The organism is Veillonella parvula (assembly GCF_036456085.1).
Lineage (GTDB): Bacteria > Bacillota > Negativicutes > Veillonellales > Veillonellaceae > Veillonella > Veillonella parvula_E.
On sequence record NZ_CP138632.1, the window covers coordinates 107914 to 128882 of the forward strand.

Consider the following 20969-nt stretch of genomic DNA (forward strand, 5'->3'; position numbering starts at 1 on the left):
TTTTTCCTATGGAGGTAAGAACGTTGGAACATAAAGACATTGAAAAAGATGTAGCTCCTGAAGAAGTTGTATCTGTTAACTTTATTGAAGCTATTATCAACAAAGATAACGAAACTGGCAAATACGGTGGCCGTGTATTGACTCGCTTTCCACCAGAACCAAATGGTTACTTGCATATTGGACATGCTAAATCTATTTGCCTCAACTTTGGTATTGGTAAACAATACAATGGCTTAACAAATCTTCGCTTTGATGATACAAATCCTGTAAAAGAAGATGTCGAATATGTAAACTCCATCATGGAAGACGTTAAATGGCTTGGATTTGATTGGAATGAACAACCACGCTATGCATCTGATTATTTTGACCAAATGTATGAGTATGCTAAGAAATTAATCACCCTTGGCAAGGCTTATGTAGATGATCAAAGTGCAGATGAAATTAAACAAAATCGCGGCGATTTCTCTACTCCTGGTGTCAATAGTCCATACCGTGAGCGTAGTGTAGAAGAAAACTTGGCACTCTTCGAAGAAATGAAGGCTGGCAAGTATAAAGATGGGGAAAAGGTATTGCGTGCAAAAATCGATATGGCGCATCCTAATATCGTAATGCGTGATCCTGTTATTTATCGTATTGTAAATACAGAGCATCATAATACGGGTAATGAGTGGAAAATTTACCCTATGTATGATTTTGCCCATCCTATTGAAGATGCTATTGAACGCATTACGCATTCTATTTGTACATTGGAATTTGAAGTTCACCGGCCATTATATGATTGGGTGTTAGAGGAATGGGATGATACTGAAATTCCTCAACAAATTGAGTTTGCTCGCTTGAATGTAACTAAAATGGTTATGTCCAAACGTAAATTGCGTGCTCTTGTTGAGGCAGGCCTTGTAGCTGGTTGGGATGATCCCCGTATGCCGACAATTTCAGGTTTGCGCCGCCGTGGTTATACACCGGAATCTATTCGTGATTTCTGTGATCGCATTGGTGTAGCGAAGGCGGATAGCGTTGTTGATATTGCTTTGCTTGAGTTCTGTATCCGTGAAGATTTGAAACTCAAAGCTACACGCCCTATGGTAGTTATTGATCCTGTGAAAGTTGTTATTACGAACTATCCAGAAGGTCAAACTGAACTTTGCACAGTTGAAAACAATCCAGAAAATGAAGAGTTGGGTAACCGTGAAGTTGTATTCGGTCGTGAAATCTACATTGAACGCAATGACTTTATGGAAGAACCAGTTAAGAAATTTTTCCGCTTGGCACCAGGTAAAGAAGTACGCTTAAAAGGTGCATACTTCATTACATGTACTGATGTTATTAAAGATGAAAATGGCAATATTACAGAAATACACTGTACATATGATCCAGAAACTAAGAGTGGTAGCGGTTGCACTCGTAAGGTAAAAGGGACATTGCACTGGGTTGAAGCATCTACTGCAGTAGATATTGAATCTCGCTTATATGATTATTTACTTAAAGAAGATTCGGATGGTAAAGACTTCTTGGGCGATTTCAACCATGACTCCTTACAAGTATTCCATAGTAAAGGGGAAGCATGTCTTGCTAATACTGTACCAGGTGATCATTTCCAATTCTTGCGTCAAGGTTACTTTGTAACTGATAAAGACAGTACTTCAGACCATATTGTGATGAACCGTATTGTTGGTTTACGCGATAGTTGGGCTAAGGCACAAAAGAAATAATATAACGCTTATTTTATATTACTATAATGTTAAAGAACCGCTCCTTGGTGGGCGGTTCTTTAACACTGGGTTATTACTATAAATACTTTAATGACAATAGATATTTAGAATAGCCTAAGCCATTGTTTGGCTTTAATCTCTAGATGTTGTATTGCTAGCTTATTATATTAAAGCTTTGATGAGGAAAAACATGAAGAAATTAGTATTACTTGCTACGGCAGCGGCTGTGTTGGCATCTGTGCCAGCTACTGGTTCTGCAGCAAATATCAAGTCCATTTTAAATAGAAGTCAAACTGTAACATATCAAGGTGTTAAATTGCCTGAAGGTGTTACTATGTATCAAAACAATCCTAAAGCATTATTTGCAGGGGAAGGGAAACAAGACGTTAAATCTGTACTTCTTGAAGCAGGTGTATCTTCTGCAGATGTATATACATTAAATATTAAAACAGAAAACGAAATGCGATATGCTGTTTATGCTAATGTTGTATTAGGTAAACAATTATCTGGTCGTATGAGTGAAGCAAAACATATGAATACAGATTCTTCCTCAATTGGTGCATTGGCCGCTGCTATTAACAAGGGTGAGAGCCCTGCGCTTGGCACTTTTACGGTAATAAATCCATTAGTAAAACAAGGCAATGCCTATGAAGGTACATTGAAATATAAAAGTGTAGCTAATAATAATTCTTATAATGAGATATTACATATTAGTATTTCTGAAGATAAATATACAGGACCAAATGCTCATTTAATCGCTGTTGATGAAGCTAATGATAGTGTTGTATTCCCTAAAGTTAAAGGTTTATTACATACCAAATAATAAATAATTATTGAAAATATATATCAATTATTCTTGACAATTTTTCTCATCAAGAGTACTATGAGCCTATAGGAATTATTCTCATTAGAGGTAATTCTAACGATGTGCAACAGGCAGGTACTATTATGATGAATTCAATTGACCATATCATTGGATATCATTGTGCACCGGCAATTCGAGGTATTAAGCTATCGAACTTGGTTTCTATTCCACGGGACATGAATGAACAAATCCAATTTGTATTGATAGAGTATAATAAAGCGTTCAATGAAAAAGGATTGTTCTTCTTTGAATTATGTCGTTGTAAAGCGCGAAGACTATTATTGGTATTCCGTGAGAAGCAATTAAGAGACTATGTACGCCAACCTGCGGTGATGTTATTTTTGAAAGCCTACGGTTATCATGATCAAATGAGCATTATGGAGATGCTTGAACATCTTAGATATCGTATGGAAGTAAGCATTGAGTTTCCACATGAAATCGGCATTTTTTTAGGTTACCCATTAAAGGATGTGAAATGTTTTATTTCTTATCGTGGTGGAGGATACCGAATGTGCGGAGAGTGGAAGGTTTACCATGATGTGGTAAATGCGCAACGCTCTTTCTTGTGTTACAAAGCATGTCGTGAATTTTGTCAAACTCAATTGATGTTGGGAAAAACATTTAGTTCATTGGTCGCAAGAACGGCCTAGGAGGTACAAGATGATTGGTGTAATTTTTTGGTCCGGTACAGGCAATACAGAACGCATGGCTTATGAAGTAGCTGAAGGTATTAAAGCTGCAGGTCAAGAAGTTGAAGTAAAATCCGTTTCTGAAGTATCTGTTGATGAAGCAGCAGCTTATGAAAAATTAGCTCTTGGCTGTGCTGATATGGGTGCAGAACAATTAGAAGAAGGCGAATTTGAACCATTCTACACTGAACTAGAAGGCAAGTTGAGTGGTAAAAAAATAGCGATCTTTGGCTCCTATGGTTGGGGTGGCACTTGGTTGGAAGACTGGGGCACTCGAATTAAAGATGCTGGTGGCGAATTAGTGGCTGATGGCGTAGCAATCTTGGGCGAACCTGATGATGATGGTAATGCACAATGCCAAGAATTAGGTAAAACATTAGCAAATGCTTAATTTGATTTCAACTACTAAATAAATACTAATAGTTAATAATAAAAAGGCTGTAATGACGATAAGTCGTTATTACAGCCTTTTTTGTATGTATTTATGATTGATAGGATGAAGCATAGGTCATTAAAAATTTTAATATCATTAAGTAAATGTGATGAAAATCATAATATTTATTTATCTTTATCTCTATTCGTGTATATAAGCGTATAATTATAAATAACTTTAATGCATAATTATATTGCATTTTTGTACACATAGTCCTATAATTTAGTTAAAGAACCTAACAAAAATTTAGGTTAATACAAAAATAGTTAGGGTTAATTTTATATTAGCTATTAATCGGGCTGGCGTAATTTAAATTGGAAAGGTTAATTAATGACATTGGAAGAGGGGTTATTTCAATGAGTACATTAGAGCGAATAAAAGTCATAGCCCATGGATTAGCGGCGCAATTTGGCCCATCCTGTGAAGTATTGATTCATGATTTAAAAGGGGATATCAATTCGTCTCTTGTATATATTGAGAATGGAACTATAACTAATCGACATGTTGGTGATGGTCCATCGCATGTGGTTTTAGATGTGCTGAGTCATGACGATGGTAGCGAGGGTAGATTTGGTTATCTCACAAAAACTAAAGATGGCCGAATATTAAAATCTTCTACCATGTATATTCGTGATGATACAGGTCGTATAGCATACTTGTTGGGGATTAACCAAGATATAACAGAGTTTGTTTTGATGCATCGACTTTTGGATAGTCTGGTCAATACAGGTCAGGAAGATGCAGGATCTGTTGAAAAAATTACGACAAGTGTATCGGAGCTATTAGATGATTTATTACTAGATATAGAACGTATAGTTGGTAAACCAGGACCATTGATGAATAAGGTGGAACGCTTAAAAGCTATAACCTACTTAAACGAAAAAGGGGCTTTTCTTATCTCGAAGTCTTCTGAGAAGATAGCAGAGTATTTTAATATTTCTAAGTTTACTCTTTATAGTGATTTAAATACTATAAAGGAAGAATCCTAGGAGGCAAATATGGAACGAATTCAGTGGAAGCGTAATACGATGGCACCATCAAGTGACAAGTTTTTGTCCGTTATGGATGTTAGAGAGGTTAAGAAAGCTAAAGCGTTTCATGAAAGTTTTCCACAATATAGCATTACTCCACTTGTATCGCTTAAGAATTTAGCGTCTTATATCGGTGTTGATGCACTCTTTGTAAAAGATGAATCTTACCGATTTGGCCTTAATGCATTTAAGGTATTAGGCGGTTCCTATGCGATGGCAAAATATGTGGCGCAACAAACTGGTAAAGCTGTTGAGGATGTACCATATGATGTATTAACATCTGCAAAATTAAAAGAAGAGTTTGGTCAAGCTACATTCTTTACTGCAACTGATGGTAACCACGGTCGCGGTGTAGCATGGGCAGCCAATAAATTAGGTCAAAAATCTGTAGTATTTATGCCAAAGGGCTCTACAGAATACCGCAGAAAACAAATCGAAAATGAAGGCGCTACCGTAACAATCGAAGACTTCAATTACGATGAGTGTGTACGCTTAGCAACTAAAAAGTCTAAAGAAGTTCCTAACGGTGTTGTAGTTCAAGATACTGCATGGGAAGGTTATGAAGAAATTCCAAACTGGATTATGCAAGGCTATGGCACAATGGCTATGGAAACAGCAAATCAATTAGAAGCTGATAATTGTAAAGTTCCTACACATGTATTTGTACAAGCTGGTGTAGGTTCCCTTGCCGGTTCTGTAGTGGGTTACTTCACTAATCTATACAGCAATGTGGCTAAAAAACCTAAATTAGTGGTTGTAGAAGCGGCAGCAGCAGCTTGTTTATACAAAGGAGCTGTAGCTGATGATGGTAAACCTCGTATCGTAGAAGGTGATTTAGAAACAATCATGGCAGGTTTAGCTTGTGGTGAACCGAACACGGTTTCTTGGGATATTTTAAGAAATCATGCAGATGTATTCGTTTCTGCGCCTGACTGGGTGGCACGTTTAGGCATGCGCGTTGGTGGTGCACCAATTAAAGGCGATACTCCAATTACTACTGGTGAGTCTGGTGCAGTTCCATTAGGTCTTGTAATGGCAATTATGACGATGCCGGAATATGAAGACTTACGAAAAGAGTTAGAATTAGATGCGTCTTCAAAGGTACTCTGTTTCTCCACTGAAGGTGATACGGATCCTGAAAGATATAAAAACATTATGTGGTATGGTGAAGATCGTTAGGAGGCATTAATTATGGATTTACAAGCAATTAAACAAGCAGCGGCAACTTATGGCCCAGCGATGACAAAGTTTTTACGTGAGATCGTAGCATTTCCAGGAGAAAGTGCTGAAGAAAAAGATCATGTAAAACGTATAGAACAAGAAATGAAAAACCTAGGATTCGATGAAGTTGAAGTAGATCCTATGGGGAATATTCTCGGATATATGGGCACAGGGAAAACTCTCATTGCTTTTGATGGACATATTGATACAGTTGGTATTGGCAATCGTGACAATTGGGATTTTGATCCATATGATGGTTTCGAAGACGAAACTAAAATTGGTGGCCGTGGCGTATCTGACCAATTGGGTGGTATTGTATCCGCTGTATACGGCGCTAAAATTATGAAAGACTTAGGACTTCTAAGTGATAAATATCGTGTACTTGTTGTAGGCACCGTACAAGAAGAGGACTGTGATGGCCTTTGCTGGGAATATATGATTAAGGAACGCAATATCCGTCCTGAATTTGTAGTATCTACAGAACCAACCGATGGCGGTATCTATCGTGGGCAACGTGGTCGCATGGAAATTCGTGTAGATGTACAAGGCGTATCTTGCCATGGTTCTGCTCCTGAACGCGGTGATAACGCAATTTATAAAATGGCAGATATACTTCAAGACATCCGTGAATTGAATGCTAATTCTGCTGATGAAAGCACAAAAATTAAGGGCCTTGTTAAAATGCTTGACCCTAAATTCAACCCTGACCATTATGAAGAAGCTCGCTTCTTAGGCCGCGGTACAGTAACTACTTCCCAAATTTTCTATACGTCTCCAAGCCGTTGTGCAGTAGCTGACTCCTGCGCTATTTCCTTGGACCGTCGTATGACTGCTGGCGAAACTTGGCAAAGTTGCTTGGCAGAAATCGAAGCATTACCACATGTTAAAGAATATGGTGCGAAAGTATCTATGTACGAATATGCTCGTCCATCTTGGACTGGTTTGACATATCCAATCGAATGCTACTTCCCAACTTGGGTAATTCCTAAAGATCATAAAGTAACAGAAGCTTTGGAAGAAGCATACACTAGCTTATATGGCAACGAACGTATTGGTGCAGAAGATACAGTTGAAATGCGTAAAGCTCGCCCATTAACTGATAAATGGACATTCTCCACAAATGGTGTATCTATCATGGGTCGTAATGGCATCCCTTGTATTGGCTTCGGTCCTGGCGCAGAAGCACAAGCACATGCTCCTAACGAAATTACATGGAAACAAGATCTTGTAACATGTGCCGCCGTATATGCATTGTTACCATCCGTATACTGCAAAGACTAATATCACATATATTGAATTAGATCTATTTTAACGAAAATAACTGAAAATAGTTGATATTAAGAATTTCATATGGTACCTCAACATTTGATGAGGCATCGTATAAAGTTAGATCCTAAGTAGCCCTTTAGGGAATTGAAAGAGAGGACTTACAGATGACAGACTTCAATAAAAGTATTGAAACACTACAAGGCTTAGATGTTAGTAAAATGTACGGCGAAGATTTCTTCCTAACTTGGGAAAAATCTGATGACGAATTAAAAGGTGTTTGGGCAGTAGCTGATGCATTGCGTGCTCTTAGAGAACGCAATATCTCCACTAAAGTATTTGACAGCGGTCTTGGCATTTCCTTATTCCGCGATAACTCTACAAGAACTCGTTTCTCCTTTGCTTCCGCTTGTAATTTGCTAGGCCTTGAAGTTCAAGATTTAGATGAAGGCAAATCTCAAATCGCTCACGGTGAAACAGTTCGTGAAACAGCTAATATGATTTCCTTTATGGCAGATGTTATCGGTATTCGTGATGATATGTATATTGGTAAAGGGAATGCTTATATGCATCAAGTATCTGATGCAGTTAAAGAAGGTCATGAAGATGGTGTACTAGAGCAACGCCCAACGCTTGTAAACCTACAATGTGATATTGACCATCCTACACAAATCATGGCTGATACAGCTCATATCATCAAAGAATTCGGCGGTGTAGAAAACCTTAAAGGCAAAAAGATTGCTATGACTTGGGCATACTCCCCATCTTATGGTAAACCTTTATCCGTACCTCAAGGTGCTATTGGCTTATTCACTCGTCTCGGTATGGAAGTTGTATTAGCACATCCAGAAGGGTATGAAGTAATGCCGGAAGTTGAAGAAATCGCTAAGAAACAAGCTGAAGCTAGCGGCGGTTCATTCCGTAGAACTAACGACATGAAGGATGCTTTCAAAGATGCAGACATCGTATATCCTAAGAGCTGGGCTCCATTCGGTGCAATGGAAAAACGTACAAAACTGTATGGTGAAAATGATCATGAAGGTATTAAAGCATTAGAAAAAGTTCTTCTTGAAGAAAATGGTAAACATAAAGATTGGGCATGTACGGAAGAGATGATGAGTCTCACAAAGGACGGCAAAGCTCTTTACTTACATTGCTTACCAGCAGATATTACAGGTGTAAGTTGTGAAGAAGGCGAAGTAGATGCAACAGTATTTGATCGCTACCGCATACCTCTTTATAAGGAAGCAAGCTACAAACCATATGTTATTGCAGCTATGATTTTCCTTAGCAAATTTAAAAATCCTGTAGAAACCTTAAAAGAATTAGAACGGAAGGGAACCGAACGAGTTCAACCGTAAAGTAAAGTTTAGGGGCCATCCGTATTGATGGCTCCTTTTATTCTTAATAGTTTGTTATGAGGCATAACATGAAAAAGAGAGTTGTAGTAGCATTAGGGGGAAATGCATTAGGCAATTCCTTACCAGAACAGAAAATTGCTGTAAAAAGTACAGCTAAAACAATTATTGATTTAGTAGAAGCTGATTGTGATGTAGTGGTAACACATGGTAATGGACCTCAAATTGGTATGATCAACAATGCGATGGCTGCATTGACTCGTGAAGTAGAAGGTCAACCAAACACTCCATTATCTGTATGTGTAGCAATGAGCCAAGCTTATATTGGTTATGACTTACAAAATGCTCTTCACGAAGAGCTCTTAAATCGTGGTATAAAAGATTTGCCAACAATGACTATGGTTACACAAGTACTTGTTGATCAAAATGACCCAGCTTTTCAAAATCCTACAAAACCAATTGGACACTTTATGACTCAGGAAGAAGCTGAATACGCAGAAAAGAATTACGATTATGTGGTAAAAGAAGATGCGGGACGTGGTTATCGTCGTGTGGTGGCATCTCCAGCACCAAAAGAAATTATTGAACTAGAAGCAATTAAAGGTTTAGTAGGTAAACAATTAATTGTTGCTTGTGGCGGGGGAGGTATCCCAGTAACTAAAGAAGGTAATGAACTTCATGGTGCAGCCGCTGTTATTGATAAAGATTGGACTAGTAGTTTATTGGCCCAAGAAATTGATGCTGATGTTCTCGTTATTTTAACAGCTGTTGAAAAGGTTGCCATTAACTTTGGTAAAGAAAATGAAAAATGGCTTGATGAAATAACCGTTACACAAGCTAAAGAATTTGTATCAGCTGGTGAGTTTGCAGAAGGCTCGATGAAACCAAAGGTAGAAGCCGCTATAGCATTTGCAGAATCCCAAAAAGGCCGTGTTTCAATTATCACATTATTAGAGAAATCTAAAGATGGTATAGCAGGAAAAACAGGCACACGTATCGTATTATAATAATATATAAGTTTATAAGTATGCATTTCAACGAATCGTTGAGGAGGTGCCCACATGATTATATTAGGAAAAGGTACTGTTATTACTCGCGACGCTGATAGACCTATCATTTATGATGGTGCTATTGCTATCGACGGGACTCAAATTGTTGATATTGGTATATATGATGAATTATGTAAAACGTATGTAAATGCAGAAATCATTGATGCTCATGGTGGCCTAATTATGCCAGGTTTCATTAATGCACATCACCATATTTATTCCGCTCTTGCACGAGGTTTATCATTGCCAGGTCCGGCACCGACTAACTTCGGTGAAATCTTGGAAGGACTTTGGTTCTACTTAGATAATAAATTGACCGCTCCTGATGTAAAAGCAAGTGCATTACTTACGTATTTAGGCTGTATCGAAAATGGTGTAACTACTATTTTTGACCATCACGCAAGTTATGGTGAAGTGCCTAACAGCTTATCCATCATTGCAGATGTAGCTAAACAGTTTGGTGTTCGCTCTTGCTTGTGCTACGAAGTGTCTGACCGTAACGGTGTTGATCAGATGAAAGCCGCTGTTGCAGAAAATGTACGTTTTGGTAAAGAGGCTAAAAAAGATCCATCTAGACTCGCTGCTATGATGGGCTTACATGCATCCTTTACTCTAAGTCCTGAAACATTAGATTATGTGAAAGCACAAAATGAAGACAAGTTAGGATATCACGTTCATGTTGCTGAAGGCCCAGAAGATGTGGCAGATAGTAAAGAAAAATATGGCATGACACCTGTTAGACGCCTCGTAGAGGCAGGTATTTTAGGCCCTAAGAGCATCGCTGGTCACTGTGTACACGTAACTGACGAAGATGTGGCATTATTGAAAAACTCTCAAGCTAAGGTCGTACATAACCCAGAAAGTAATATGGGTAATGCAGTAGGCACGACAGATATCTTAAAACTATTAGATGCAGGGATCACTGTTGGGCTTGGCACAGATGGTTATACAAATGATATGCTCGAATCTTATAAAGTAGCGAATTGTCTCGTGAAACATGAGCAACATAAACCATATGTAGGCTGGGGCGAAGTACCTCATATGCTATTTGAAAACAATCGCAAAATGGCTAATGAATTCTTCGATACTACGGTAGGCATCCTTAAAAAAGGTGCCGCAGCTGACGTAATTGTTCTTGATTACGCAGCACCAACACCACTTGATGAAAACAACATCAATGGTCACTTACTATTCGGTACTAATGGTATGTATGTGGTAACAACTATTAGTGATGGTGTACCACGCATGATTGATCGTAAATTACAAGGCATTGATAAAGCTGAAGTAATGGACGAAGTTTTAGCAACATCTAAAGGTTTATGGAAACGACTAAACCCATAACGCAAACGCTTTAAAGGAGTGTGACATTATGAGTGACATTATGTATCCGGTAAGTTTCGGAAATTTGATGAACCACATTATGACTGAGTACAAGATGTACAATCGTATTTACAATGTAAATAAAATTCATCGTACGAATCATGATCAACGCTTATCTATCTTTGGTAAATCCATTGAAAATCCTGTAGGCCCAGCAGCTGGCCCTAATACACAGTTGGCACAAAACATTGTGGCATCCTATGTAGCTGGTGCTCGTTGCATCGAATTAAAAACCGTACAAATCATGTACGGTGAAGAATTAGGTATTCCTAGACCTTGTATCTACTCTGTAGACGAAGCCTATAACGTAGAGTGGTCTTCTGAATATAGCTGTGATGAAGCTGCTGATGAATATATCAAAGCTTGGTTCGCATTGAAATTAATCTCTAAAGAATTAGGTTTAGGCAATCCAGATGGCTTTTTATTCATCATGAGTGTTGGCTACAACTTGGCTGGTATCAAGAGCCCTATGGTTGATAAATTCATCAACACCATGCGAAATGCATCTCAATCCCCTATGTGGGATACATGTAAACAATGGTGTCTTGACCATGTAGATGAGTTTGAACATATCGATGCTGATTATATCAACTCTATCAGTGATGAACTTTGCCAAGCAATTACATTGTCCACAATGCACGGTTGCCCAGCAGAAGAAATCGAATCCATTTGTTCTTATCTTATCAGTGAAAAGGGACTTCATTTATACTTGAAATGTAATCCTACATTGTTAGGTCCAAAACGCATTAGAGAATTATTGGATAACGCTGGCTTTGAATACATTGACTTTGAAGATCATCAGTTTGAAGTTGACCTTCAATTCGATAAAGCTGTTCCGATGTTAGAGCGTCTTATCGCTCTTGGTGAAAAACACAATAAGATTTTCGGTGTTAAATTGACAAATACATTCCCTGTACAAATTCACAACAATGAATTGCCAGGCGAGCAAATGTATATGTCTGGTAAATCCTTGTTACCTGTAACAATTGGTGTGGCTGAGCTCCTAAGTGCTCAATTCGGCGAACGTTTACCTATGTCTTATAGTGGTGGTGCTGTAAAACAAAATATCAAAGCTATCTTTGATTGTGGTATTTGGCCTGTAACAGTATGTACAATTCTTCTACAAGGTGAAGGTTACAATACTTTCAAAGGCTTAGCAGACGAAGTGGAATCTACTGATTACAATGCTGCTTTAAAAGTTCATAAAGAACTTATAGCTAAACTCGCTAAAGACATCGCTGAGAACAAAATTTTCAAGAAGAGCGATGCTATGAAGAAAAAACGCGAAGCAATGCCATCCTTCCCTGGTACACATAGCTCTGACTACCACTGTCGCGTAGTGTGTGGTGCTTGTGTTCGCGTATGTCCTAATAGATGTAATGAAGTCGTTACTGTAAATGATGCTAAATTGATCATCCATGTTGATCAAAGCTGTAATGAATGTGGTAACTGTGCGTGTCATTGCGTAGAACCTTGTCAACCATACAAGGATCGTATTACATTCTTCCACAATGCTGAAGCTTTAGCAGATAGTACAAATGATGGTTTCTACATCAAAGGCACTAGCTGTGGTTATCGCTTTAAAGGTGAAGAAGCCGTATGTGACATTGATGCATTACCTGAAGAATTGAAAGGAGTTGTACATGCCTTCTGTAAAGAGCATGTGTACTATGTATCATGATTATCATACAACAAGGGGAATTGGTCTTAACTGACAGAATCCTTACCGGAGATATATTAATTGATGGCGACAAAATTGTCGCCATTGATGAATACCTTTCTGTTCCAGAAGGGGCTAAAGTTCTTAATGCAAAAGGTTGCTATGTGTTCCCTGGATTTATTGATCCTCATACACACTTTCAAATGACAAATGCCTTGGCGTCTACTGCAGATGATTTTGATAGTGGTACAAAGGCTGCTATTCTTGGCGGCACTACTTCAATCATCAACTTTGCTTCTCTTGAGGATGGATCCCTTTGTAAAGGGTTAGAAGTTCATAAGGAGCGTGCCTTGGGGCATTGCTCCTGTGACTACAAATTCCATATGGAGCTTGTAGAAATGAATGAAGAGGTATCTCATGAAATACCAAAGGTTGTAGAAGCTGGTGTATCGTCCTTTAAAGTGTACTTAGCGTATGGCTTCCGTTTAACAGATCGAGAAATTTATGATGCTATTGAAGCTATAAAACCAACGGGTGCGCTTGTAGGGGCTCACTGTGAAAACGGTGATCTTATCGATGCCTTTGTAGCAGATAAACGTAAACGTGGTGAATTAGATGTAGACAATCATCCACTCACAAGACCGGCCATGATTGAATCGGAAGCGATTAAGCGATTTAGTACAATTGGTGCTGCATTAGAGTATCCCGTGCATATTGTGCATGTAAGTTCTAAAGAAGGCGTAGATGAAGTTCTACGTGAGCGGGCATTAGGACATCAAGTGACTTGTGAAACATGTCCACAGTATTTGGTGCTTGATGAATCACGATATAAATTACCTGATTTTGAAGGGGTTAAATATGTGATGAGTCCTCCACTTAGAACGATACAAGATCAAATGGCATTGAAGGATGCACTAGTAAATGGTGTATTCCAAACCATTGGTTCCGACCATTGTAGCTTTACCTTTAATGATCAAAAATTAAAGAGTCGTTATGACTTTACCCGAATTCCTGGAGGTATTCCTGGAGCCGAAGAACGGGGTATCATTGCTTATGATGTGTTGGTTAACCAATGCAATATGAGCGCTGTAGATTTTATGAAATTAGTTAGTGAAAACCCAGCAAAACTATATGGCATGTATCCTAAGAAGGGTACATTAGCTGTAGGTAGTGATGGAGATATTACAATCGTAGATAAGAATGTAAAACACATTCTTTCAATAGAGTCTGCCCATACAAAGGCTGACTATATACCGTATGAGGGACTATCTGTAACCGGTATGGTTCGAGATGTTATCCTTAGAGGTCACCATGTGGTACAAGATGGATCCTTAACAGAATCATATCTTGGTGAATGTATTCCTTAATGAGAGGAGGGCTATATATGTACCGCTTTCAAGTGAATGGCACCCAATATGAGGTTCAAGAGGATCAACGTTTAATTGATTTCTTGCGAGCTGATTTAAAGCTGACGGGCACTAAAGAAGGTTGTAGTGCTGGTGCATGTGGTACGTGTACAGTAATTATAGACGGAAAAAAAGCAAAGGCTTGTGTAAGCAAACTATCTCAATTAGATGGTAAATCAATTGTCACGATTGAAGGTTTATCTGAACGAGAAAAAGCAGTATACACCTATGCTTTTGGTGAATGCGGAGCGGTGCAGTGTGGTTTCTGTATACCAGGTATGATTATTAGTGCAAAAGTATTGATTGACGAAAATAATGACCCTACACCTGACGATGTTAAAAAGGCGATATTAGGTAATATTTGCCGTTGTACAGGCTATGTAAAAATTGAAGAGGGCATTATGTTAGCTGCAAAAATGTTCCGTGAGAATTTACCAGTTCCAGAAAAGGATACAAATGGTAATGTAGGCGCTCGTTTACACCGTGTAGATGCTGAGGAAAAAGCATTAGGTACTGGACAATATGCTGATGATATCTATATGGATGGCATGATTTATGCCAAAGCATTGCGTTCTAAATACCCACGAGCTAGAGTTGATCGTGTTGATGTATCTAAAGCTCTTGAACATCCAGCGTGTGTAACGGCATTGACCGCTAAGGATGTACCATTCAATAAGACTGGTCATTTAGTACCGGATTGGGATGTACTTATCGCCGAAGGTGATATTACACGTTATGTAGGCGATGCAATTGCATTGGTAGCAACTACTGAGAAGAAGTATCTAGATGAAGTATTGGCTTTAGTTGAAGTTGATTATACTGAATTAGAACCCATACTAGATCCATTGGAAGCGCTAAAACCAGATGCTCCTCAATTACATCCAGAGGGAAATGTATTGTCTCGTCAAACGTTATCTCGTGGCGATGTAGATAAGGCTATTGCAGAGGCTGCTTTTGTAGTAACAAATCATTATTCTACGCCTCAAACCGACCATGCATTTATGGAACCAGAATGTGCCGTTGCATATCGTGAGGGAGACGAAATTCATCTGCATTCAGGTAGCCAAAATGTTTATGATGATCGGCGTGAAGTTGCTCGTATGCTTGGCATTCCAAATGAATCTGTAAAGGTTCATAGCATGCTCGTAGGTGGCGGTTTTGGTGGTAAAGAGGATATGACCGTACAGCATCATGCATCTCTCGTAGCTTGGCTTACAGGTAAACCAACTAAGGTTCTATTCTCTCGTCAAGAAAGTCTTAATATCCATACTAAACGTCATGCGATGGAAATGGATATTACAACAGCTTGTGATGCAGAAGGTAATCTGGTAGCAAGTAAGGTAAATATCATTTCTAATTGTGGCGCGTATGCATCTTTAGGAGGTCCTGTACTTCAACGTGCTGGTACCCATTCTTGTGGCCCTTATCACTTTGATAATTTTGCCTTTGATGGTGTATGTGTTTATACAAATACTGTTCCTGGTGGTGCATTTCGTGGGTTTGGCGTAACACAAACTATCTTTGGTCAAGAGCAAAATATTGATGAATTAGCTGCGTTGGTAGGCATGGATCCTTGGGAATTCCGCTATAAAAATGTTGTGCGCCCTGGTGACTCATTACCAAATGGCCAAATTTGTTCCAAAGAAACCGCTTTAGTAGAATGTTTGGAAGCTGTAAAAGATGCATATTATGCCTCTGATCGTACTGGTCTTGCGGTATGTTTGAAAAATAGTGGTATTGGTGTAGGACTACCTGATACGGGTCGCGTTATTTTAGAAGTACGTGATGGTAAAGTTCGTATTCGTACGGGTGCTGCTTGTATTGGTCAAGGCATGGCTACTATGGCAACACAAGTACTTTGTGAAACAACAGGCTTAACGGCGGATAAAGTATTTGTAGAACGTCCTGATACAGTACGCACACCAGATTCTGGTACAACTACTGCATCTCGTCAAACGCTCTTTACCGGTGAAGCAACGCGCAAAGCAAGTCTTCGCTTAAAAGAAATGTTAGCTTCTAAAACATTAGAAGAACTGAATGGCGTAGAGATTTATGAAGAGTTCCTCGGTGAAACAGATCCATTTAATTCTGATAAATCGCATCCAAAAAATCACGTTGCCTATGGTTATGGTGCATGTGTAGCAACAATTGGTGAAGACAATAAGGTTGCTAATTTACATGTAGCATACGATGTAGGTCGTGTAGTGAACCCTCAATCCTGTACAGGTCAGGCCGAAGGTGGTGCCATTATGGGAATGGGTTATGCAGTTACAGAAGACTTCCCTTATAAAGAAGGGTATGTAACATCTAAATACGGTACGCTAGGACTTCTTAGAGCTACCCAATGTCCTCCAATTCATGTAAGTCTTATCGAAAAAGGGACACCAGAACAATATGCATACGGAGCTAAAGGTATTGGCGAAATTTCTAGCATTCCGATTGCACCGGCTATTGCAAATGCGTATCGTCGTATCGACGGAGAACCACGTAGGTCCTTGCCGATTAAACATACAGGTTATAAAAAATAGAATATTTGCTTAATGGTAGGGGCTTTTGCCCCTAGCCATCAAGGTTCCCACGTGAAGTCGATGAGATTTCTAAACTCTATCATGTACGATAGTATGACTATATTGTTTAACTAGTAACTAAAACGTAAGATATGAGGTGATTCTTATGAGTAAAGGTGCATCTGGTGTCGACCATGTAGATGGTATGCTGCCAATCCCGCAGTTATTCGCTTATGGTTTACAGCACGTTCTGGCTATGTATGCTGGGGCAGTAGCTGTACCAATTATTATTGCACAAGCTATGCATTTGCCAATTGAAGATTTAATTCGTTTGATTACAGCTGACTTATTTACATGTGGTGTAGCTACATTGATTCAAACATTAGGATTCGGATCAGTTGGCGGGCGTATTCCTCTTATTCAAGGTGTTACATTTGCTTCTGTAGGCCCTATGATTATGATTGGTCAACAGCATGATATCAATACGATTTACGGTGCGATTATCGTAGCTGGTCTCTTTACATTCCTTGTGGCACCATTTTTCAGTCGTTTGATTCGGCTATTCCCACCTGTAGTAACAGGTACTATCATTACTATTATTGGTATCAACTTGATGCCAGTAGCTGTTAACTGGATGGGGGGTGGCGTAGGCAATAAAAACTTTGGCGATCCACTATACATAGCTCTTGGTGTAGCTACATTTGTTCTCGTTATATTAACTTATCGATTTGGTAAAGGTTTCCTTGGTAATTTGGCAATCTTAGTTGGCCTTATTCTCGGTACAGCCTTAGCTATGATTGTTGGTATTACAGATTTTTCAGAGGTAGGACGTTCTCAATGGATTTCTGTTGTAACACCATTCTATTTTGGTCTTCCAACCTTTGACTTTGCTTCTATTGTATCTATGATTATTGTAATGCTCGTAGTTATGGTAGAAACAACTGGTGATAGTATTGCGGTAGGTGAAATTGTAGATAAACCTATTGGTCAAAATGAATTGGCTGCGGTACTTCGCGCGGATGGCTTGTCTACTATTATTGGTGGTATCCTTAATAGTTTTCCGTATACAGCATTTGCTCAAAACGTAGGTCTTATTGCTGTAACACGTGTTAAGAGTCGTTTCGTTGTAGCAGCATCTGGTGTAATTTTAATTTTATTAGGCCTTTTCCCTAAATTAGCCGCTATCGTAGCTTGTATTCCAAATGCTGTACTAGGGGGCGCAGGGATTGCTATGTTCGGCATGATTATCGCCAGTGGGATTCGTTCTCTTGGTAAAGTTAGTTTCGATGGTAACTATAACCTGATGCTAGTTGCCATTAGTATTGGGGTATCCATGATTCCTCTTGCAGCACCTCAATTCTATACACACTTTCCAGCATGGGCTCAAATTCTGTTGAAATCTGGTATCACAGCTGGTAGTATAGTAGCTGTTATTTTAAATGTAATGTTTAATGGTTTTGGTTATAAAACTGTTAACGAACCTAATCGTGCGACTCGTAAATATCGCCACTTCACACGATTCAAAGGTTATCCTAAACATTTCTACCAATAAGATATAGTTAGACGAGTTTACTCTCATGCGATTATATGTATTGTCTCTCACAGTAGAAGCCTTGTTAGTATAGGTAAAACATCAATATATATGGTTTCGTTTGTTAAAAAGATCTCACTCTGATTTGGAGTGAGGTCTTTTTTTATGGAATCGTATACTACTTTGGTATATAATTAAATAATATTATTGCAAAGGAGACGCATTATGAAAGACGAGCGATTTATAGTTACATATAGAATAGAAGCGAGTACATATGAAGAAGCAAAATCAATTGCTTGGGCTGTTCAAGTGGAGCAAACTATAGAATTTCCTTATGAGTTTGTAACGGATCCATACATTAAAGAAACTATTACTGGTCGACTAGAATCTCTTGAACCTATAGTAGAAGACTCTCCTTATATCAATGTAGGTGTGATGCCAAATGCTGTAATTGACACCTCTCGTTACTATTTGGCTCGTATTTCATATCACGTAGATACCACGGCCTTAGAGGCTACACAATTTTTAAATGTTGTCTTTGGTAATTCTTCGTTACAGCCACATATTTGGGTAGTAGATATTGAACTATGTCCAACACTTTACGATGTGTTTAAGGGACCACAATTTGGCTTACAAGGAATTCGTCGATTAGTGGAAACCCCGACGCGTCCAATGATTCAAGCCGTTGTAAAGCCGATGGGCACACCGAATGTAGAATTGGCTCGTATGTGTGGCGCTTACACACGTGGTGGTGCAGATGTCATAAAGGATGATCATGGTATTTCTAATCAGTCCTTCTCTCAATATAAAGATCGTGTAAAACGATGTGCTGCTATGGTACAGGAAATGAATGCTGTACATGGTACACATACTTTATATGCTGCAAACGTATCAGGTGATGGTACAGATGTGTTAGAACGCGCTTATTTTGCCAAAGAGGCTGGTGCTACAGCTCTCATGGTGGCTGCAGGTCTCGTTGGTTTCGGTTGGTTACACAAATTAGCTACTGATGAAAACTTACGATTGCCCATTATTCATCATCCAGCTTATTCTGGTGGATTTGTAAGCCCTGGTGTATCTGGAGTAGCTGACTATTTACAACTAGGTTTATTACCTCGTATCTTTGGGGCTGATATGCCAATTTTCGTATCTTATGGTGGACGCTTTACTTTTACAGAGGAACAATGCAAGAGGATTTCCTCTTACATTAAACAGCCATTAGGTTTGATGAAAGCAGCTTGCCCGGCACCGGGTGGTGGTGTTACAGATGCTCGTCTTAATGAACTCGTTGAGCTGTACGGAAATGATACTATGTTCCTCGTTGGCGGTGACATGTTCCGTCGAGGATCAGATATTGAGGCTAATATGTCGTACTTTGTAGAGCGTTTGACTAAATTATCTGAAAGAACGTAATAATAGCTTGAATTTAAATGAGTTAATACAATATTTAACTAAATAACTAAGCTATTGACTTTTACAGAAATAATAGATTTATGATTAAGTATATGGAGTGTTTTGATGAGTGAATCATCACCGTTGGAGGTCCATGTCCTTGCCAGTGGTAGCAAGGGCAATTGTACAGTAATAAAAAAAGGGAACTCTGTCATATTGCATGATGTAGGCATTAGTTGCCGGCGCATTGTCAATGGGTTAAAAGAATTGCATATAGACATGGCTCAGGTGGAGGGCATATTCGTCAGTCATGAACATAGTGATCATATTGCGGGACTACAACAATTACTAAAACGATTTGATCTTCCTGTGTATACGAAGCAGGGCACATGGCGTGAAATTCAAGATAAGTTAATCGTACCGAAGAATCGATTGATTGAGCTTACAAAGGGCAGTTTAACGTTGGGCGGTCTCACCGTAGAGCCGTTTTCGGTAAGTCATGATGCGGCTGATCCAATTGGAATAAATGTGTTTGCTGGGAACGATAAGGCAACTGTTGTTACTGATACAGGTGTGATTTCAGATGATATTTTACGCAGGCTTGATGATACGACGCTGTTAGTGCTAGAGGCAAATTATGATCCGCATATGTTGCGTTTCGGACCCTATCAGCCGTTTTTAAAACAACGTGTGGCTAGTGATGAAGGTCATTTGAGTAATGAAATGGCTGCACAAGCTCTACTCATGATGAAGCGTCCTAATTTTATGCAAGTTATATTGGCTCATCGATCTGAAAATAATAATAATGCTGTCCTTGTTACTCAAACTATTGGTAAAATGCTTGTGGATGGTGGTGTTCGTATTGGACCTGAAATGAAGCTGCAACATGGTCAACCTAATGAAATCGTGTCCATCCAATCTGTGAAGAGGTAAAAATGAGATTTTATATAGTCTGTATTGGTAAATTGAAGAATGCTTATTTACGTGAGGGTGTAGCAGAGTTTGTGAAACGTATGCGTCCCTATGGTGGTATTACAATTACAGAGCTGAATGAAAGTAAAATTGGAGATAAGCCGAGTGATGCGGATCGCAAACAAGTTGTTGCCGAAGAAGGAGACCGTTTATTAAAAGCGGTTCCTAAAAATGCGTATACCGTATTACTTGATGTGTATGGCAAAACGATGTCCTCTGAAGAACTCGCTAAGACGGTATCTAAACTTGAGGTGGATGGTGTGAGCGATATGGCCTTCATTATTGGCGGTGCCTTTGGGGTGAGTGATACATTACGTCAGACTGCAAATTATAAATTATCCTTTAGCCCTATGACTTTTACACATCAAATGGTTCGATTGTTACTTGTAGAGCAAATATATCGAGCATCAAAAATTAATCGCAATGAACCTTATCATTGGTAGAAGACGTAGACTTAAAAATTATTTGTATAATACTTTCAGAAAAAAAGGAGTTTT

The 20969-nt window shown here is 38.9% G+C and carries 17 protein-coding genes; all 17 read left to right on the forward strand.

Features of this window, described 5'->3' with window-relative positions; genetic code table 11:
- Positions 1-23: 23 nt before the first annotated feature.
- The 17 genes from PK1910_RS00485 (at position 24) to rlmH (ending at position 20915) form a co-directional block, all read left to right on the forward strand.
- Positions 24-1712: a glutamine--tRNA ligase/YqeY domain fusion protein gene (locus PK1910_RS00485; RefSeq protein ID WP_105086679.1), complete on the forward strand. Its 1689-nt coding sequence runs from the start codon at positions 24-26 to the stop codon at positions 1710-1712.
- A 190-nt stretch (positions 1713-1902) separates the two neighbouring features.
- Positions 1903-2535, forward strand: coding sequence for a hypothetical protein (locus PK1910_RS00490; protein ID WP_004698726.1), 633 nt, complete (start codon positions 1903-1905; stop codon positions 2533-2535).
- A 104-nt stretch (positions 2536-2639) separates the two neighbouring features.
- Entirely contained in the window at positions 2640-3227 is a 588-nt protein-coding gene (locus tag PK1910_RS00495; RefSeq protein WP_008601461.1) for a DUF3793 family protein, read from the forward strand.
- A 10-nt stretch (positions 3228-3237) separates the two neighbouring features.
- A complete protein-coding gene (locus PK1910_RS00500) occupies positions 3238-3657 on the forward strand; it encodes a flavodoxin (protein ID WP_004696544.1) in 420 nt (139 codons plus the stop codon).
- 398 nt (positions 3658-4055) lie between these two features.
- The gene (locus tag PK1910_RS00505) at positions 4056-4688 is read left to right on the forward strand and encodes a helix-turn-helix transcriptional regulator (RefSeq protein WP_012864622.1); all 633 of its coding nucleotides are present in this window, start codon (positions 4056-4058) and stop codon (positions 4686-4688) included.
- A gap of 9 nt (positions 4689-4697) precedes the next feature.
- Positions 4698-5909: a diaminopropionate ammonia-lyase gene (gene dpaL, locus PK1910_RS00510; RefSeq protein ID WP_012864621.1), complete on the forward strand. Its 1212-nt coding sequence runs from the start codon at positions 4698-4700 to the stop codon at positions 5907-5909.
- 12 nt (positions 5910-5921) lie between these two features.
- Complete coding sequence (locus PK1910_RS00515) at positions 5922-7232, forward strand: YgeY family selenium metabolism-linked hydrolase (protein WP_287511305.1); 1311 nt, start codon at positions 5922-5924, stop codon at positions 7230-7232.
- Positions 7233-7384: 152 nt separating this feature from the next.
- Positions 7385-8578, forward strand: coding sequence for a knotted carbamoyltransferase YgeW (ygeW, locus tag PK1910_RS00520; RefSeq protein WP_004698646.1), 1194 nt, complete (start codon positions 7385-7387; stop codon positions 8576-8578).
- Positions 8579-8646: 68 nt separating this feature from the next.
- Positions 8647-9582, forward strand: a complete 936-nt coding sequence (gene arcC / locus PK1910_RS00525) for a carbamate kinase (protein ID WP_195394639.1) — start codon at positions 8647-8649, stop codon at positions 9580-9582.
- Positions 9583-9636: 54 nt separating this feature from the next.
- The gene (gene ssnA, locus PK1910_RS00530) at positions 9637-10965 is read left to right on the forward strand and encodes a putative aminohydrolase SsnA (protein ID WP_195394640.1); all 1329 of its coding nucleotides are present in this window, start codon (positions 9637-9639) and stop codon (positions 10963-10965) included.
- 28 nt (positions 10966-10993) lie between these two features.
- A complete protein-coding gene (locus tag PK1910_RS00535) occupies positions 10994-12685 on the forward strand; it encodes a glutamate synthase (protein WP_021148376.1) in 1692 nt (563 codons plus the stop codon).
- Positions 12682-14031, forward strand: a complete 1350-nt coding sequence (gene hydA / locus PK1910_RS00540; RefSeq protein ID WP_287511302.1) for a dihydropyrimidinase — start codon at positions 12682-12684, stop codon at positions 14029-14031. Before PK1910_RS00535 ends, hydA begins: the two co-directional genes overlap by 4 nt.
- 17 nt (positions 14032-14048) lie before the next feature.
- Positions 14049-16598: a selenium-dependent xanthine dehydrogenase gene (gene xdh / locus PK1910_RS00545; RefSeq protein ID WP_278605011.1), complete on the forward strand. Its 2550-nt coding sequence runs from the start codon at positions 14049-14051 to the stop codon at positions 16596-16598.
- 145 nt (positions 16599-16743) lie between these two features.
- Entirely contained in the window at positions 16744-18129 is a 1386-nt protein-coding gene (locus tag PK1910_RS00550; protein WP_021148373.1) for a nucleobase:cation symporter-2 family protein, read from the forward strand.
- A 204-nt stretch (positions 18130-18333) separates the two neighbouring features.
- A complete protein-coding gene (locus tag PK1910_RS00555) occupies positions 18334-19521 on the forward strand; it encodes a RuBisCO large subunit C-terminal-like domain-containing protein (RefSeq protein ID WP_077708587.1) in 1188 nt (395 codons plus the stop codon).
- Between the two features lie 105 nt (positions 19522-19626).
- Positions 19627-20433, forward strand: a complete 807-nt coding sequence (locus PK1910_RS00560; protein ID WP_004698746.1) for an MBL fold metallo-hydrolase — start codon at positions 19627-19629, stop codon at positions 20431-20433.
- Between the two features lie 2 nt (positions 20434-20435).
- Complete coding sequence (gene rlmH / locus PK1910_RS00565) at positions 20436-20915, forward strand: 23S rRNA (pseudouridine(1915)-N(3))-methyltransferase RlmH (RefSeq protein ID WP_287511299.1); 480 nt, start codon at positions 20436-20438, stop codon at positions 20913-20915.
- Positions 20916-20969 lie beyond the last annotated feature (54 nt).

Bases quoted from the DNA above. Each gene is read 5' to 3' on its own strand.
- PK1910_RS00555 (WP_077708587.1), top strand. From the start codon at position 18,334: ATGAAAGACGAGCGATTTATAGTTACATATAGAATAGAAGCGAGTACA.
- dpaL (WP_012864621.1), top strand. From the start codon at position 4,698: ATGGAACGAATTCAGTGGAAGCGTAATACGATGGCACCATCAAGTGAC.
- rlmH (WP_287511299.1), top strand. From the start codon at position 20,436: ATGAGATTTTATATAGTCTGTATTGGTAAATTGAAGAATGCTTATTTA.
- PK1910_RS00560 (WP_004698746.1), top strand. From the start codon at position 19,627: ATGAGTGAATCATCACCGTTGGAGGTCCATGTCCTTGCCAGTGGTAGC.
- PK1910_RS00535 (WP_021148376.1), top strand. From the start codon at position 10,994: ATGAGTGACATTATGTATCCGGTAAGTTTCGGAAATTTGATGAACCAC.
- PK1910_RS00500 (WP_004696544.1), top strand. From the start codon at position 3,238: ATGATTGGTGTAATTTTTTGGTCCGGTACAGGCAATACAGAACGCATG.
- arcC (WP_195394639.1), top strand. From the start codon at position 8,647: ATGAAAAAGAGAGTTGTAGTAGCATTAGGGGGAAATGCATTAGGCAAT.
- PK1910_RS00490 (WP_004698726.1), top strand. From the start codon at position 1,903: ATGAAGAAATTAGTATTACTTGCTACGGCAGCGGCTGTGTTGGCATCT.
- PK1910_RS00505 (WP_012864622.1), top strand. From the start codon at position 4,056: ATGAGTACATTAGAGCGAATAAAAGTCATAGCCCATGGATTAGCGGCG.
- ssnA (WP_195394640.1), top strand. From the start codon at position 9,637: ATGATTATATTAGGAAAAGGTACTGTTATTACTCGCGACGCTGATAGA.
- PK1910_RS00550 (WP_021148373.1), top strand. From the start codon at position 16,744: ATGAGTAAAGGTGCATCTGGTGTCGACCATGTAGATGGTATGCTGCCA.
- hydA (WP_287511302.1), top strand. From the start codon at position 12,682: ATGATTATCATACAACAAGGGGAATTGGTCTTAACTGACAGAATCCTT.
- PK1910_RS00515 (WP_287511305.1), top strand. From the start codon at position 5,922: ATGGATTTACAAGCAATTAAACAAGCAGCGGCAACTTATGGCCCAGCG.
- xdh (WP_278605011.1), top strand. From the start codon at position 14,049: ATGTACCGCTTTCAAGTGAATGGCACCCAATATGAGGTTCAAGAGGAT.
- ygeW (WP_004698646.1), top strand. From the start codon at position 7,385: ATGACAGACTTCAATAAAAGTATTGAAACACTACAAGGCTTAGATGTT.